The organism is Pseudomonas sp. Yb2C2 (assembly GCF_052112325.1).
GTDB classification, from domain to species: Bacteria; Pseudomonadota; Gammaproteobacteria; order Pseudomonadales; family Pseudomonadaceae; genus Aquipseudomonas; species Aquipseudomonas marginalis.
Genome location: NZ_JAVAJK010000008.1, coordinates 196,820 through 211,523, shown reverse-complemented (window position 1 = coordinate 211,523; position 14,704 = coordinate 196,820). Strand labels below are relative to the sequence as shown.

At 63.0% G+C, this 14,704-nt stretch carries 16 protein-coding genes; 11 read left to right on the top strand and 5 right to left on the bottom strand.

The annotated features are described in order from the left end of the window. Positions 1-67 precede the first annotated feature (67 nt). The 3 genes from Q8X51_RS13745 to Q8X51_RS13735 form a co-directional block, all read right to left on the bottom strand. Positions 68-1,063 carry an Abi family protein gene (locus Q8X51_RS13745; protein ID WP_407693856.1) on the bottom strand — a complete coding sequence of 332 codons (996 nt, stop codon included), beginning with the start codon at positions 1,061-1,063 and terminating at the stop codon, positions 68-70. 263 nt (positions 1,064-1,326) lie between these two features. Beyond that, the gene (locus Q8X51_RS13740) at positions 1,327-1,980 is read right to left on the bottom strand and encodes a class I SAM-dependent methyltransferase (protein WP_065924910.1); all 654 of its coding nucleotides are present in this window, start codon (positions 1,978-1,980) and stop codon (positions 1,327-1,329) included. Continuing rightward, a complete protein-coding gene (locus tag Q8X51_RS13735) occupies positions 1,977-2,432 on the bottom strand; it encodes a YbaY family lipoprotein (protein WP_027605189.1) in 456 nt (151 codons plus the stop codon). Before Q8X51_RS13735 ends, Q8X51_RS13740 begins: the two co-directional genes overlap by 4 nt. 140 nt (positions 2,433-2,572) lie before the next feature. Between Q8X51_RS13735 and nrdR the strand changes: the two genes are divergently transcribed. The 11 genes from nrdR to Q8X51_RS13680 all read left to right on the top strand — a co-directional run bounded on the left by nrdR (position 2,573) and on the right by Q8X51_RS13680 (position 10,780). Further along, on the top strand, positions 2,573-3,043 hold the full coding sequence (gene nrdR / locus Q8X51_RS13730) for a transcriptional regulator NrdR (protein ID WP_027605190.1): 471 nt from the start codon (positions 2,573-2,575) through the stop codon (positions 3,041-3,043). Beyond that, complete coding sequence (ribD, locus tag Q8X51_RS13725) at positions 3,040-4,176, top strand: bifunctional diaminohydroxyphosphoribosylaminopyrimidine deaminase/5-amino-6-(5-phosphoribosylamino)uracil reductase RibD (protein ID WP_065924909.1); 1,137 nt, start codon at positions 3,040-3,042, stop codon at positions 4,174-4,176. Before nrdR ends, ribD begins: the two co-directional genes overlap by 4 nt. Positions 4,177-4,223: 47 nt before the next feature. After that, a complete protein-coding gene (locus Q8X51_RS13720; protein WP_065946586.1) occupies positions 4,224-4,886 on the top strand; it encodes a riboflavin synthase in 663 nt (220 codons plus the stop codon). 15 nt (positions 4,887-4,901) lie between these two features. Further along, entirely contained in the window at positions 4,902-5,993 is a 1,092-nt protein-coding gene (gene ribBA / locus Q8X51_RS13715) for a bifunctional 3,4-dihydroxy-2-butanone-4-phosphate synthase/GTP cyclohydrolase II (RefSeq protein ID WP_065924907.1), read from the top strand. An 88-nt stretch (positions 5,994-6,081) separates the two neighbouring features. Further along, positions 6,082-6,558 carry a 6,7-dimethyl-8-ribityllumazine synthase gene (ribH, locus tag Q8X51_RS13710; RefSeq protein WP_003176356.1) on the top strand — a complete coding sequence of 159 codons (477 nt, stop codon included), beginning with the start codon at positions 6,082-6,084 and terminating at the stop codon, positions 6,556-6,558. Continuing rightward, entirely contained in the window at positions 6,555-7,055 is a 501-nt protein-coding gene (nusB, locus tag Q8X51_RS13705; protein WP_027605194.1) for a transcription antitermination factor NusB, read from the top strand. The genes ribH and nusB overlap by 4 nt, the downstream gene beginning before the upstream one ends. A gap of 18 nt (positions 7,056-7,073) precedes the next feature. After that, the gene (gene thiL / locus Q8X51_RS13700; protein WP_315872662.1) at positions 7,074-8,039 is read left to right on the top strand and encodes a thiamine-phosphate kinase; all 966 of its coding nucleotides are present in this window, start codon (positions 7,074-7,076) and stop codon (positions 8,037-8,039) included. Between the two features lie 64 nt (positions 8,040-8,103). Beyond that, positions 8,104-8,832: a substrate-binding periplasmic protein gene (locus tag Q8X51_RS13695; RefSeq protein WP_074848255.1), complete on the top strand. Its 729-nt coding sequence runs from the start codon at positions 8,104-8,106 to the stop codon at positions 8,830-8,832. A gap of 129 nt (positions 8,833-8,961) precedes the next feature. After that, on the top strand, positions 8,962-9,579 hold the full coding sequence (gene ribA / locus Q8X51_RS13690) for a GTP cyclohydrolase II (RefSeq protein ID WP_065924905.1): 618 nt from the start codon (positions 8,962-8,964) through the stop codon (positions 9,577-9,579). After that, the gene (locus Q8X51_RS13685) at positions 9,576-9,995 is read left to right on the top strand and encodes an MFS transporter (protein WP_407693855.1); all 420 of its coding nucleotides are present in this window, start codon (positions 9,576-9,578) and stop codon (positions 9,993-9,995) included. The genes ribA and Q8X51_RS13685 overlap by 4 nt, the downstream gene beginning before the upstream one ends. After that, a complete protein-coding gene (locus tag Q8X51_RS13680; RefSeq protein WP_065924903.1) occupies positions 9,992-10,780 on the top strand; it encodes a cobalamin-binding protein in 789 nt (262 codons plus the stop codon). Before Q8X51_RS13685 ends, Q8X51_RS13680 begins: the two co-directional genes overlap by 4 nt. An 18-nt stretch (positions 10,781-10,798) precedes the next feature. Here the strand turns inward: Q8X51_RS13680 and Q8X51_RS13675 are convergent, their stop codons facing one another. Both Q8X51_RS13675 and dxs read right to left on the bottom strand, forming a co-directional pair. Beyond that, positions 10,799-12,688 carry a TonB-dependent receptor domain-containing protein gene (locus Q8X51_RS13675; RefSeq protein WP_407693854.1) on the bottom strand — a complete coding sequence of 630 codons (1,890 nt, stop codon included), beginning with the start codon at positions 12,686-12,688 and terminating at the stop codon, positions 10,799-10,801. Between the two features lie 94 nt (positions 12,689-12,782). Continuing rightward, positions 12,783-14,681, bottom strand: a complete 1,899-nt coding sequence (gene dxs / locus Q8X51_RS13670) for a 1-deoxy-D-xylulose-5-phosphate synthase (RefSeq protein ID WP_407693853.1) — start codon at positions 14,679-14,681, stop codon at positions 12,783-12,785. Positions 14,682-14,704: the final 23 nt, after the last annotated feature.

The window sequence follows — 14,704 nt, the reverse complement described above, 5'->3', positions numbered from 1 at the left end:
AATAAAGCGGGAATGGGGCAACTATAAGGGCTGGCGAAGGCTACCGGAAGCAGCGGGGTGTTCTGTTTCAAAGCGCATGCCAAAAAGGGTCCTGATACCAATCGAGAGGGAAGCCCATCGCTTTCAGGCTAACTTCCGGAAATTCGTAAATAAGGCGATGCAGGCGTTGATCCCAGTGACCGTGGGGGCTCACCTGATGCATCAAGTGATTCAGAATGCAGAGTGCTGCAAAAATGCGGGTGTGTGGCCCTGGCTGAAAGAGCTGTCCCGGCCATAAGAAGTTGGCTTTCCTTGGCAGTTCGGGACGAATGCCTAACTCTCGGTTCCACAGTCGTGAATGATGGGCGCACATGTTTCGAATGGTGGTCAGGGTGTGCAGCCAGGACTGCATGAGGGGGGCCGCAAGTCCCAGGCGCTTGGCAATGGCCTTTTTATCCGCGTCTTTCGCCAAGCCCTTATATAAGTGGGATAAATCACCCAGCGTCAGTTCCTCCAACATGGCCCAGCCTGGCATAAGAGGTGGGTGGACGTAGGTTGCTGGGTAGTAACGGGCGTAGCTTTCTTTAGCTCTTTGGCGTTTAAGGAGGCGTTTTCTCATGTCGTCCGCGCGCAATCGATCGATGCTCTCGCATTCGCGCTGGAAGTGACGCATGGCTGTGGATTGTTTGAGGGACAGCGTCGTAAGCAGCCGCTGATGATCGAACATCTGATGGAACATCTGCGAGTTTATATACCAGTGACTGCCATGGGCGGGCCCCATGTGGTTGCTGATGGCCGAGCGCGATGCTATTTCGACTCTCTCGATGGCATCCATGGTCAGCAAGCGAAGCTGTCGGTCGAAGTCGTAGAGACGAGTTAACTGTTCAAACTGGCTACCGTCACGAAAACGATGGTTGACATCCTCCGGCTGCTGAAACGGCCGCATATAGGGGGTGAGCTGAAAGAAGCTGACCGATTGCAAAAAAGACGCGGCGCCAACCTCGTCCTGAACATTCAATCCGCGGTGCTTGAGCAGCTCAAGCTGGGCAGGAACGTCAATGGCGGGTTTGCTGAATGTCCTCATACCCAAAAAATACCGGGCATAAAAAACCCGCACAATTTGTGCTTGGCTACTGACGCAACCAGAGGCATGGCGGGTGTATTGCCGCAAAGATTAGTGAGCTGCCCGTTTTTTTGCAAGCGGGTTGCGTGGTCAGCAATGAGTGAAACTGTTTGGAAAAGCATGCAGGTCGATTGTCCAAGCCGCGTGCGAAAGGAGGGCATTTTCCATGCGCCTCTTTTCGTTGTCTTAACCAATCTATTGCTGAACATTTGTAAGGTGCAGCTTTAACGCCGCGAATGGTACAGGCTCACCTTGCGAAACTCCCAAGGCTCGGCCAGGTCCGGCAACGTCAGTGCATCGAGTATCTCCAGCCGCCGATAAGCCGGGTGCTGGAAGTCCCGCACGCGCGAGTCCGCCACCAGCGCTTCGCGGCCTCGGCTGAGGAAGTGGTCGAGCAACGGCAGGTTGGCGCGGTCGTAGAGCACGTCGGCGACCAGGATCAGGTCGAAGCGGTCGGCTTCGGCGAAAAAGTCCGGCGAGTAACTCAGTTCCACACCGTTGAGTTCGGCATTCGCCCGGCAGGACGCTAACGCCAGCGGATCCAGGTCGCAGGCCACCACTTCCAGCGCGCCGGCTTTAACCGCCGCAATCCCGGCCACACCGGAGCCCGCGCCGAAATCCAGCACGCGCTTGCCTTTCACCCATTGTGGGTTCGCCGCCAGATACCGCGCCAGCGCCAAGCCGCTGGCCCAGCAAAAACTCCAGTAGGGCGGTTCATGCAGGATGCGCCGGGTTTCCTCGGGGCTGAAGGCGCGGTCCATGTTGTCCGCATCCAGCAGCCACAATGAAAGCGTGGTATCCGGCAGCGGGCAGGGCAGCAGTTGGGCGTCGCCGATCAGCGCGCTCAGGGCGCGCTGCAAGTCCAGCGGCGGCGTCATGGTGCCTTGACGAGTTCCAGGGGGCCGGTGGTCTGGGTGATCGCCTGGGTGATGCGTACGGCAGGCAGGTGCAGGATCAACTGGCCGGATTGGCTGGCACGGCCACGCAATTCAACCCGCGCACCGGCTGGGAACGCCTCGGGGTTGTAGCGCAGGCGGAAGGCCAGGGGCTTGCCATTGCCGGTCAAGACGCTGCTCGCCAATAGTTGTTGCGGGCGCGAACGGTCATCGATCACCAGCAGCGCCATCTCGACTTCGGCGCCGGCCGGCACGTTGGTGAGGCTGCCGCTGATTTCGCGTTGATAGGCGGGCAGGGGACCGAGGTCTTCAATGCCGGGGACTTTTTTCTCTTGTGCGGGCGTCGGTTGAGGGGCGGCCGGCTTGGGGGCTTCGCTGCTGCAGGCGACCAGGACACTGAACACGGTGAGCAAAACAAGTGGTCGTAACTGCATGTACGGCTCCAGAAAAGGACAAAATCCGTGGCTTGAAATATAAGAAACATATAGGCCTGCCTATATACCGTAAAGGCTATGGCTTGTCTTGCCACAGGGATGCGCTACCATGGCCCTCCCTTTTTTTGTTGCCTGCCACCATGCACTGTCCCTTCTGCGGTGCCAACGACACCAAGGTCATTGACTCGCGTCTGGTCGCCGAGGGCGATCAAGTGCGTCGCCGGCGCGAATGCCTGGCCTCTGGCTGCGGTGAACGTTTCACCACCTTCGAAACCGCCGAACTGGTATTGCCGCGCCTGATCAAGTCCGACGGCAGCCGCCAGCCTTTCGACGAAGAAAAACTGCGCGCCGGTATGCAGCGCGCCCTGGAAAAACGCCCGGTGAGTGTCGAGCGGCTGGAGGCGGCGCTGGCGCATATCAAGCACAAGCTGCGCGCCACCGGCGAACGCGAGGTCAAGAGCCTGGTGGTGGGAGAGCTGGTGATGGGCGAGCTGCAAAAGCTCGACGAAGTCGCCTATATCCGTTTCGCCTCGGTGTATCGACGCTTCCAGGACCTCAACGAGTTCCGCGAAGAGATCGACCGCCTGGCCCGTGAGCCGGTCAAAGAATGAACCCACTTTCTGCTGAACAGGCTGTGCTGGACGCCCATTACATGGCCCGCGCCCTCGAACTGGCGCGCAACGGCCTGTACACCACCCACCCCAACCCGCGTGTGGGCTGCGTGATTGTCCGCGCTGGGCAGATTGTCGGCGAAGGCTGGCATGTGCGCACCGGCGAGCCCCATGCGGAAGTGCATGCCTTGCGGGCTGCCGGTGACAAGGCGCGCGGCGCCACGGCGTACGTAACCCTCGAGCCCTGCAGCCACTACGGCCACACCCCGCCGTGCGCCGATGCGCTGGTGAGTGCCGGGCTGGCGCGGGTGGTCGCAGCGATGCAGGACCCCAACCCGGAAGTCGCCGGGCGCGGCATGCAGCGCCTGGCCCAGGCCGGGATCGTGGTGCGCAGCGGCGTGCTGGAAGGTGAAGCCAGGGCCCTGAATAAGGGCTTCCTCAAGCGTATGGAGCATGGCCTGCCGTTTGTGCGGGTCAAGCTGGCGATGAGTTTGGACGGCCGCACTGCCATGGCCAGCGGCGAAAGCCAATGGATCACCGGCCCCGCCGCCCGCGCCGCCGTGCAGCGCCTGCGTGCCGAGGCCAGCGTGGTGTTGACCGGTGCCGACACCGTATTGGCCGACGGCGCACGCCTGACCGTACGCGCCGCCGAACTCGGCCTGGACGACGCCACCACGGCCCTGGCCATGTCGCGCCCGCCGCTGCGTGTGCTGATCGACGGCCGTTTGCGCGTGCCGCTCAACGCACCGTTCTTTAAAGCCGGCCCGGCGCTGGTCATCACCTGTGTCACTGCGGAAAACCAGTTCCCCCGTGGCCCCGAGTGCCTGGTGGTGCCGGGCGTGGACGGCCAGGTCGACCTGCGCTCGGCGCTGGTGGCGCTGGCCGCCCGTGGCGTCAACGACGTACTGGTGGAAGCCGGCCCAAGCCTGGCGGGCGCGTTTGCCCAGCAGGGCCTGGTGGACGAATACGTGATTTTCGTCGCCGGCAAGTTCCTCGGCTCCGCTGCCCGGCCTTTGCTGGACTGGCCACTTGAGAAGCTGGCCGACGCTCCCCAACTCAAGATCACTGAAATGCGCGCTGTAGGCGACGACTGGCGAGTCACTGCCATCCCTGTGCCAGCAGCGAGCGTATAATTCTGACCGGGCGCTCAAGTGCCCGCACCGTTTTCCAGGAGAAGGCCATGTTCACCGGCATTATCGAATCCATCGGCAGCATCCGCGCCATGACCCCCAAGGGCGGCGACGTGCGCCTGCTGGTTGAAACCGGCAAGCTCGACCTCGGCGACGTCAAGCTGGGCGACAGCATCGCCGTCAGCGGCGTGTGCCTGACCGTCGTCGAACTGCCGGGCAACGGCTTTGCCGCCGACGTCAGCCGGGAAACCCTGGACTGCACCGCGATGAACGACCTCAAGGCCGGCAGCCCGGTCAACCTGGAAAAAGCCCTGACCCCGACCACCCGCCTGGGCGGCCACCTGGTCAGTGGCCACGTCGACGGCGTCGGCGAAGTGGTGGCCCGCAGCGAAAATGCGCGTGCCGTGGAATTCCGCATCCGCGCGCCCAAAGAGCTGGCCAAGTACATTGCCCACAAAGGTTCGATCACCGTCGACGGCACCAGCCTGACCGTGAACGCCGTGAATGGCGCCGAATTCGAACTGACCATCATTCCCCACACCCTGAGCGAGACCATCATGGCGTCGTACCAGCCTGGTCGCCGGGTGAACCTGGAAGTCGACTTGCTTGCCCGTTACCTGGAGCGCCTGCTTATGGGCGATAAGGCCGCAGAGCCTGCCGCCGGTAACATCACTGAAAGTTTTCTGGCCGCTAACGGCTACCTGAAATCCTGACCAAGGGGGTGCCCTGTGGCGCTCAATAGCATCGAAGAACTGGTTGAAGACATCCGCCAAGGCAAGATGGTCATCCTGATGGATGACGAAGACCGCGAAAACGAAGGCGATATCATCATGGCCGCCGAGGCCTGCAAGCCTGAGCACATCAACTTCATGGCCAAGCACGCCCGTGGGTTGATCTGCATGCCCATGAGCCGCGAGCGCTGCGAGCTGCTCAAGCTGCCGTTGATGGCGCCGCGCAATGGTTCAGGGTTTGGTACCAAGTTCACCGTATCGATTGAAGCGACCACCGGCGTCACCACCGGCATTTCCGCCGCCGACCGTGCCCGTACCGTGCAAGCCGCTGCCGCCAAGGACGCCAAGGCCGAAGACATCGTCAGCCCCGGCCACATCTTCCCGTTGATGGCTCAACCGGGCGGCACCCTCGCTCGCGCCGGCCACACCGAAGCCGCCTGCGACCTGGCGCGCATGGCCGGTTTCGAGCCCTGCGGCGTGATCTGCGAAGTGATGAACGACGACGGCACCATGGCCCGCCGCGCCGAACTCGAAGCCTTTGCCGCCGAACACAACATCAAGGTCGGCACCATTGCCGACCTGATTCACTACCGGATGATCCACGAACGTACCGTTCAGCGGATTGCCGAGCAGCCACTGGACAGCGAACTGGGCCAATTCAATTTGGTGACCTACCGTGATTCGGTGGAAGGCGACGTGCACATGGCCCTGACCCTGGGCAGCATCTGCGCCGACGAGCCGACCCTGGTGCGCGTGCACAACATGGACCCGTTGCGCGACCTGCTGATGGTCAAGCAACCGGGCCGCTGGAGCCTGCGCGCCGCCATGGCTGCGGTGTCCGAGGCCGGCAGCGGTGTGGTGCTGCTGCTGGGTAACCCGGTGGATGGCGACGTGTTGCTCGCACATATTCGCGAAACCGCCGAGCAGACCCAGGTGAAAACGCCGACCACCTACAGCATCGTCGGCGCCGGTTCGCAGATCCTGCGTGACCTCGGTGTGCGCAAAATGCGCCTGATGAGCGCACCGATGAAATTTAATGCGATATCCGGATTCGATCTGGAAGTTGTAGAATACGTGCCCTCCGAATAAAGGCCGGCGCTTTTTGCCCCTTGTTCGCGGTTAAATCATCACTGAGGGACGCACTTTTCGCGTCCCGGCTCTTTAAGAGATTTGTCGAATGACCCTGAAGACCATCGAAGGTACCTTCATCGCCCCCAAAGGCCGCTATGCCCTGGTGGTTGGCCGCTTCAACAGCTTCGTGGTTGAAAGCCTGGTAAGCGGTGCCGTGGATGCCCTGGTTCGCCACGGTGTGAGCGAGAGCGACATCACTATCATCCGCGCCCCTGGCGCCTTCGAAATTCCACTGGTTGCGCAAAAAGTTGCTCAGCAGGGTGAATACGCGGCGATCATCGCCCTGGGCGCGGTCATTCGTGGCGGTACTCCGCACTTCGAATACGTGGCCGGCGAATGCACCAAGGGCCTGGCCCAGGTGTCCATGGAGTTCGGCGTGCCAGTCGCTTTCGGCGTACTGACCGTGGATTCCATCGAGCAAGCCATCGAGCGTTCCGGCACCAAGGCCGGCAACAAAGGCGCTGAAGCTGCCCTGTCCGCCCTGGAAATGGTCAGCCTGCTGTCGCAGTTGGAGGCCAAGTGATTTCCGACGAGAGCGATTGCTTCAACCCACGCGACGAGCGCCCAGCGGACGCCGGCAAGCCGTCGAAAAGCGAAAAGCGCCGTGCTGCCCGCCAGCTCGCCACCCAGGCGCTGTACCAGCGTCACATGGCTGGTACCTCGCTGAACGAGATCGAAGCGCAGTTTCGCGTCGATAACGACTTCACGTTTGCCGACCAGAGCTACTTCCACGACATCCTGCACGGCGTTCCGGCCAACCTGGCCGAGATCGATGCGGCATTGACGCCGTGCCTGGACCTGACCCTCGAAGAACTGGACCCGGTTGAACTGGCTGTACTGCGCCTGTCCACCTGGGAGCTGCTCAAGCGCGTCGACGTGCCGTACCGCGTGGTGATCAACGAAGGCATCGAACTGGCGAAAGTCTACGGTTCGACCGACGGTCACAAGTTCGTCAACGGCGTGCTCGACAAGCTGGCCCCGCGCCTGCGTGAAGCCGAAGTGAAGGCGTACAAGCGCTAACCTGCGCTTGAGTCCTGAATGGGCGAGTTCGAGCTGATCCACCAGTACTTCGCCGCCGCGCCGTGCGCACGGGGCGGCGAGGGCATTGCCCTGGGGATCGGCGACGACTGTGCCCTGCTGGCGCTCCCCGCCGGGGAGCAACTGGCAATTTCCACCGATACCTTAGTGGCCGGCGTGCACTTTGCCGACCCCTGCGACCCGTTCCTGCTCGGCCAGCGCTCGCTGGCCGTGGCGGTCAGCGACCTGGCCGCCATGGGCGCCCACCCCCTCGCGTTTACCCTCGCACTCACTACGCCGACCGTCGATGCCGATTGGCTGCAACGCTATGCCCAGGGGTTGAACGCCATGGCGCAAAACTGCGGTGTGGGCCTGGTGGGCGGCGACACCACGCGCGGTCCGCTGAGCCTGACCCTGACCGTGTTTGGTCGTGTCCCGGCCGGTCAAGCGTTGACCCGCAGCGGCGCACAGCCGGGCGACCTCTTGTGTGTCGGCGGCGAGTTGGGTAATGCCGCCGGTGCCTTGCCGCTGGTATTGGGGCAGCGCAGCGCCGATGCCGCGATTGCCGACCCGCTGCTGGCCCATTACTGGTCGCCACAACCGCAGTTGGCCTTGGGCCTGGCTCTACGGGGCAAGGCCACATCGGCGATGGATATTTCTGACGGTCTTCTGGCCGATTGCGGGCATATCGCCAAGGCCTCGGCTGTCAGCCTGTTGATCGAGCGCCAGAAGCTGCCGCTGTCCCACGCGTTGCTGGCGTTTGTCGGTGATGACGAGGCGCGGGTCGCCGCATTGAGCGGCGGCGATGACTACGTGCTGGTGTTCACCCTGCCGCCCGTCGAGTTGGCGCCGTTGCTGGCTGACGGTTGGCCGGTGCATGTTATCGGCCAGGTCCAGGCGGGGCAGGGCGTAACGCTGCTTGACGCTCTCGGGCAAGACATCACCCCGGCCATCCGGGGCTATCAACATTTTTGCCCGGCACCTTGAATCGCGTGCTGCGCTACGCTCTATTACGTCGTTCTGGATGCTGGATTTGCAGGAGATCATCGCCATGGATGTACGCCGCTGGCTGCTGATGCTGCTGTGTGCCCTTCCGGCATGGTCCCAGGCGCAGGAGGTGCCGGTGGTGCCCGGCAAGGTCATGCTGGCCAGCGAGGCCTGGGACGACTACACCAATGCCGACGGCAGCGGCCTGGCCTGGGATGTGTTGCGGCACGTCTTCGAACCGGTCGGGATCACCCTGCAAACCCGCATTGAGCCCTATACCCGCTCGGTCGGCCTGGCCCAGCGCGGTGAAGTGGATGGCTGGGTCGGTTCCTACCGCGATGAAGTCAAGGGTGTGCTCTACCCGCACTGGAACTTCGATTCCGACCCCATCTACGCCCTTGGGCTGGCGACCTCGCCGATACCGAGCGCCGCGACGCTGGGGGATTATCGCCTGGCCTGGGTGCGGGGCTACAAGTACGAGGCGTATTTGCCCCATGTGCGCCGTTTCAATCAGATCCAGCGGCGCGATGGTATCTTGCCGATGCTGCAGCACGGTCGTGTCGACTTCTACATTGATGCGCTCACCGAAGCCCGATACATCCTCAGTCAGGCGGATGTCCAGTCCCAGTTCCGACTTACCCACATCATTGACCTGCCGCTCTACGTTGGTTTTGCCGATACCGAGCGTGGGCGGGCATTACGCACCGTGTTTGACCAGCGCATGGCGGTCCTGGTGAACAGCGGCGAGCTGAAGCCGATTTTCCTGCGCTGGAAACTGCCTTATCCGTTCTGACCTGCATAGAACCGGGACGAAGGCCAATCAAACCGATTGATCTTTATCAGCGATAATTCAGCTTAAGCGTCTGTAGGAACCTGCTGTTACAATGCCCGCCTCTGTGAAATCTGAAATCAGGAGCACACGGTGCCCGTCGTTTTCGTCGCTGCTTCCAAGCTGCCTACCCCTTTTGCCACGTTCACCATGAGCGGCTTTCTCGAAGAAGCCACCGGGCGCGAGCACGTTGTGCTCAGCCTCGGCGATATCGCCGATGGCGCACCGGTTCTCGGTCGCGTGCACTCCGAGTGCCTGACCGGCGATGCGCTGTTCAGCCAGCGCTGTGACTGCGGCTCGCAACTTGAAGCGGCGATGCGCGCCATTGCCCGTGAAGGCCGTGGGGTGCTGTTGTACTTGCGTCAGGAAGGCCGTGGCATTGGCCTGCTGAACAAGATTCGCGCCTACGAGCTGCAAGACGGCGGCGCCGATACCGTCGAGGCCAACGAGCGCCTGGGCTTCGCCGCCGACCAGCGTGACTACGCGATCTGCCTGCCGATGCTGGAGCACCTGGGCGTGAAGTCCCTGCGCCTGATGACCAACAACCCGCGCAAGGTCAAAGCCTTGACCGAGATGGGCATCACCGTGGCCGAGCGCGTACCGCTGCACACCGGGCACAACCCGCACAACAAGCTCTACCTGGCGACCAAGGCCAGCAAGCTCGACCACATGATGGGCAACGAGCATCAAGGCGAGGTCGACCGCGCGTGACCCGTGGCCAGGTGAAACGGCGACTGTCCTTCAACTGGTGGCAGTACCTGGCCCTGGCGCTGCTCCCGCTGTTCGTGATCAACCTGGTGTTTGGCCAGGCCGAGCCCTTGTTGCCGGTGCTGGCCATGCCGTTCTTCATCGCCGGCGTGGCGTCGATGTTTCTCAGCCTGCGCTACTTCAACGGCTATAAACACGCCCTGATCGCCACCTCCAAAGCCCTCGATACCGCTGAAGAACCGGCTGCCTGGATCACCCTGTCGGCCCGTCGGCGCACGGCCTTGATGGTGGCGGCCGTGCCGGCGTGGGTGGGCGCACTGGCGGTGTTCGTCGGCCTGGAGGCGGTGCCGCTTTTCCTGTTGGCGCTGTCGACGACGGTGCTGTTTTACCTCTACCGCATCCCGCGTCAGTTGGGATGATGCGCCGCTGGCTGGCGATTCTGCTGCTGGCATTCAGTGCCCAGGGCCTGGCGGTCGAACGGGTCGTGAGCCTGGCGCCCTCCCTGTCTGAAATCGTGGTTGAGCTGGGTGCTACCGACCTGCTGGTGGGCGTGCTCGATGGCGGTGAGCGGCCAGCGGCGCTGGCGAACGTGCCGTCGGTTGGGCGTTATGGGCAGTTGGACATGGAGCGCCTGCTGAGCCTCAAGCCCGACCTGATCCTGCTCTGGCCCGGCAGCGTCGGCCCCGCCCAGCGCGAGCAACTGCAGCGCCTGAATATCCCGGTGTATGTCGCCGAACCCCATAGCCTTGAACAAATGACCACCCAGGTCCAGGCCATCGCCGAGCAATTGGGCCGTGCCGACGCCGGCCGGCAATTGGCCGCGCACCTGCGCCAGCGCCTGGCGCAGTTGCGTCAGCGTTATCAGCGGGCCGAACCGTTGCGGGTGTTCTACCAGGTGTGGAACCAGCCGCTGTACACCGTGGGCGGCGGCCAGATCATCAGCGACGCGCTGAGCGTGTGCGGTGCGCGCAATGTGTTTGACGACCTGAAGCTGCCCGCGCCGCAGGTCAGCATCGAGTCGGTATTGCAGCGCAATCCCGAGATGATCCTGGTGGGCGATCAGGCTCAGAGGGAAGCCTGGAAGATCTGGCCAGCGATGGCGGCGCGGGTGCGGCTGGTTCCGGATAAAGGCCTGGAACGGCCCAGCGGGCAGATGCTGGAAGCGCTGGCGCGGCTGTGTCAGGTGATCGCTCCGAGCCGTTGAGACCAGTCCAGGCGACAATCAGATTTCAGGTGTCCAGGTCACGCCAAACATCCACGTCCGGCCTTCTTCACGGTAATCGTGATTGTTGACGAATGCCGGATCGTTGTAGCTGTAGCGCGCCCGCGCATAAGACTTGTCCAGCAGGTTGTCGACCTTCAGCGACAGCCCCACTTCCCGCGTCACCGCCCAACTGCCGCGCAGCCCGAGCAACCCATAGCCGCCCAGGCGCTGGGTGTTGGCTTCATCGTCATAGCTGTGGCTGATCGCCTGCCAACTGGCGCCCACGCCCACCTGGTCGAATTGCCGGTCCAGGTCCAGGCTCAACGTACGCCGCGCCCGGCGGGCCAGGGTGTGGCCACTGTCGCGGTCGCGCGGGTCGATGATCGACAGTCCGAGGTTGCCTTGCCAGCCGAACAGGTCCTGCTTGAGCGCCGCCTCAACACCGTTGAGGCGTGCCGACGCCACATTCTGCGGCTTGCCGGTTTGGTCGAGAATGATCGCATCGCTCAAATCGGTGCGGTACAGGGACGCTTCCAGGCGCGTGCTGTCACTCAACTGGCTGCGCCACTGCAGTTCGTAGCTCTTTGATGTTTCGGGCTGCAGGTGGGGGTTGCTGTACTTCGTGTCCGGATAATAGAGGTCGTTGAAGGTCGGCGCGCGGAAGCCTTCGCTGTAGCTCAGCAGCACGTCATTGTCGGGGTTGACCGGCAAGGTCAGGGTGCCGCTCCAGCTGTTCTGCCCGCCGAACTGCTGGTTCTGGTCGTGACGCAGGCCCAGTTCGGTGGAAAACCACGCGCTGTGAAAGCGATGCTGCATAAAGGCGGCGCGGTTCCAGCGGCTGTTTTCGGTAAAGGTGGTGGAGCCGTGGAAGCGGTCTTCGTACCAGTCGCCGCCGAGGATCAGGCTGTTCTGCTCATCCAGCCTCAGGTCGTTCTGCCAGTTGACCGAATCACGGTAGGTGTTGAATACGCTGAAATCCTCGCTGAGGGTGTCGCGCTTGGTGTCGCGGTTCTCGCTGTGGCCCAGCTCCAGGCGCGATTGCCAGTGCTCATTGAGCGTGGCGTCGACATAGCCGCTGGCGCTGCTCACGGCGTAGTCGGTGTAGGGTTTCTGGCTAACGGTTTGCCCGGTGGCGGCGTCGTAGCGGCCGAAGCTGTTGTCGTACTCCGATTTGCCGCGGTTATCCAACAGATTGAAGCCCACCTCCAGTTCATCGCTGAAGGAGTGGCTGAGGTTCAGGCTCACGGACTGGTTGCGATAAGCATCATGGTCACCGTCGCTGGGGAACGACTGGCGGGTTGAGTTGATGCCGGCAGTGTCATCCAGGCTCGCGCTCAGGTTGAAGCGCGTCTGTTTGTCACCGCCCGAAAGGCCAAGGCTGCGCTCCCAGGTGTTGTGGCTGCCGAACCCGAGTTTCACGCGCGGTTGCACGCCTTGCTCGGCATTGCGCCGGGTGAATACCTGGATCACGCCGCCAATCGCGTCGCTGCCGTAGATCACCGAGCGCGAGCCGCGCAGCACTTCCACCCGCTCAATCTGGTCGACGTTGAGGTATTGCAGGCCGCTGTCGCCGGAGGTGGTGTTGGCGATGCGCTGGCCGTCTACCAGCACCAGGCTTTGGGCGGACTTGGTGCCCCGCAGGTAGATGCCCGGCAAACTGCCACGGCCACCGGAGGGTGCGACTTGTACGCCAGGCACACGGCTGAGCAGGTCGGTGAGGCTGGTGGGTTGCAGGCGGTCGATGTCGTCGCGGGTGAACACGGTGTTGGCGGCGCTGCTGTCGTTGCGTGCCTGGACCTGACGGTTGGCGCTGATGACGACGTCGGGGAGTTTCAGGGCGTTGTCGCGGGTGTCGGCGAGCAATTCAGGGGAGGGCAGAAACAGCAGGGCAAGGTACAGGTGTTTCATGGGCTGTCCATAGCGCTTGAGGATGGCACCAATCAAATGTGGGAGGGGGCAAGTCGAATCGTCGCACCGCCCCTCCCACATTGGGTCCCGGTTTCTACTGGGCCAGCAGCGCCAGGCGCTCGCGCACCGAAGTCTCGATCCCTGCTTCATCCAGCCCGCACTCAGCCAGCATCTGCGCCGGCTTGGCATGTTCGACGTAGGTATCCGGCAAGCCCAGGTGCAGCACCGACCTGAGGATGTTTTCCCGCGCCAGGAACTCACTGACCGCCGCACCGGCACCGCCCATGATGGCGTTCTCCTCGACGGTCACCAGCAGCTCATGACTGCCGGCGATGTCGCGCACCAGGGCTTCATCCAGCGGCTTGACGAAGCGCATGTCGACCACGGTGGCGTCGATCTTCTCGGCCACCTTGAGCGCTTCGGCCAATTGCACGCCAAACACCAGGAACGCGGTCCTGCTGCCCTGGCGACGCACAATGCCCTTGCCGATTTCGATCGGCTCCAGGTCTTTCTCGATCAGCGCGTTGGGGCCGTTGCCCCGTGGGTAACGCACGGCGGCCGGGCCGTTATACAGGTGGCCGGTGCTGAGCATCTTGCGCAGTTCGTTTTCGTCGCTCGGCGTCATCACCAGCATGCCGGGGATGCAGCGCAAGTAGGACAGGTCGAAGCTGCCCGCGTGAGTCGGGCCGTCTTCGCCGACTAGACCGGCGCGGTCGATGGCAAACAGCACGTCGAGGTTCTGCACGGCGACGTCATGCACCAACTGGTCATAACCGCGCTGCAGGAACGTTGAGTAGATTGCCACCACCGGCTTGGCGCCTTCGCAGGCCATACCGGCCGCGAACGTGACAGCGTGCTGCTCGGCAATGGCCACGTCGAAATAGCGCAGCGGGAAACGCTCGCTGAACGCCACCAGGTCGGAGCCTTCCTTCATCGCCGGGGTAATGCCCACCAGGCGTGGGTCGACGGCGGCCATGTCACACAGCCATTCGCCGAACACACCGGAGTACTTCGGCCCGCTGGCTTTTTTCGGCGCAGCGGCGGGGGCGTCCAGGGGTTCCAGCTTGGTGATCGCGTGGTAGCCGATCGGGTCGACTTCCGCCGGGGCGAAGCCTTTGCCTTTCTTGGTGACGATGTGCAGGAACTGCGGGCCCTTGAGGTCGCGCATGTTGCGCAGCGTTGCAATCAGGGTCGGCAGGTCATGGCCGTCGATGGGGCCGATGTAGTTCCAGCCCAGCTCTTCGAACAGCGTGCCGGGGACCAGCATGCCCTTGGCATATTCTTCGGTACGCCGGGCAATTTCCCAGGCGCCGGGCAGACGCGAGAGCACCTTCTTGCTGCCTTCGCGCATGCTGGCATAGGTGCGGCTGGAGAGAATCTTGGCCAGGTAATTGGACAGGCCACCGACATTGCGCGAGATCGACATGTCGTTGTCGTTGAGGATCACCAGCATGTTGGCGTTCACTTCCGGCGCATGGTTCAGCGCTTCGAAGGCCATGCCGGCAGTCAGCGCGCCATCACCGATCACGGCGATTGCCTTGCGGTCGCTGCCTTGCAGCCGGGCGGCAATCGCCATGCCCAGCGCTGCGCTGATCGAGGTGCTGGAGTGGCCGACGCCAAAGGTGTCGTACTCGCTTTCGGCGCGGCGCGGGAAGGCAGCAACGCCGTCCTTCTGACGCAGGGTGCTCATGCGCTCGCGGCGGCCCGTGAGGATCTTGTGCGGATACGCCTGATGGCCCACGTCCCACACCAGCCGGTCATCCGGGGTGTCGAACACGTAGTGCAACGCGATGGTCAGCTCGATGACGCCCAGGCCGGCACCGAAATGCCCACCGGTCTGGCCGACCGTGTAGAGCAATTCCAGGCGCAACTCATCGGCCAGGGTTTCCAGCTCGGCTTCACCCAGACGACGCAGGCCGTCCGGCGTGGCAGCACGGTCGAGCAGGGGCGTGGACGGGCGCTTGCGGGGAATCTCTTGAAACGTCGTGGGCATCAGGCGAATCGTTATAGGTATAG

Bases quoted from the DNA above. Each gene is read 5' to 3' on its own strand.
- Q8X51_RS13745 (WP_407693856.1), bottom strand. From the start codon at position 1,063: ATGAGGACATTCAGCAAACCCGCCATTGACGTTCCTGCCCAGCTTGAG.
- Q8X51_RS13740 (WP_065924910.1), bottom strand. From the start codon at position 1,980: ATGACGCCGCCGCTGGACTTGCAGCGCGCCCTGAGCGCGCTGATCGGC.
- Q8X51_RS13735 (WP_027605189.1), bottom strand. From the start codon at position 2,432: ATGCAGTTACGACCACTTGTTTTGCTCACCGTGTTCAGTGTCCTGGTC.
- nrdR (WP_027605190.1), top strand. From the start codon at position 2,573: ATGCACTGTCCCTTCTGCGGTGCCAACGACACCAAGGTCATTGACTCG.
- ribD (WP_065924909.1), top strand. From the start codon at position 3,040: ATGAACCCACTTTCTGCTGAACAGGCTGTGCTGGACGCCCATTACATG.
- Q8X51_RS13720 (WP_065946586.1), top strand. From the start codon at position 4,224: ATGTTCACCGGCATTATCGAATCCATCGGCAGCATCCGCGCCATGACC.
- ribH (WP_003176356.1), top strand. From the start codon at position 6,082: ATGACCCTGAAGACCATCGAAGGTACCTTCATCGCCCCCAAAGGCCGC.
- thiL (WP_315872662.1), top strand. From the start codon at position 7,074: ATGGGCGAGTTCGAGCTGATCCACCAGTACTTCGCCGCCGCGCCGTGC.
- Q8X51_RS13695 (WP_074848255.1), top strand. From the start codon at position 8,104: ATGGATGTACGCCGCTGGCTGCTGATGCTGCTGTGTGCCCTTCCGGCA.
- Q8X51_RS13680 (WP_065924903.1), top strand. From the start codon at position 9,992: ATGATGCGCCGCTGGCTGGCGATTCTGCTGCTGGCATTCAGTGCCCAG.
- Q8X51_RS13675 (WP_407693854.1), bottom strand. From the start codon at position 12,688: ATGAAACACCTGTACCTTGCCCTGCTGTTTCTGCCCTCCCCTGAATTG.
- dxs (WP_407693853.1), bottom strand. From the start codon at position 14,681: ATGCCCACGACGTTTCAAGAGATTCCCCGCAAGCGCCCGTCCACGCCC.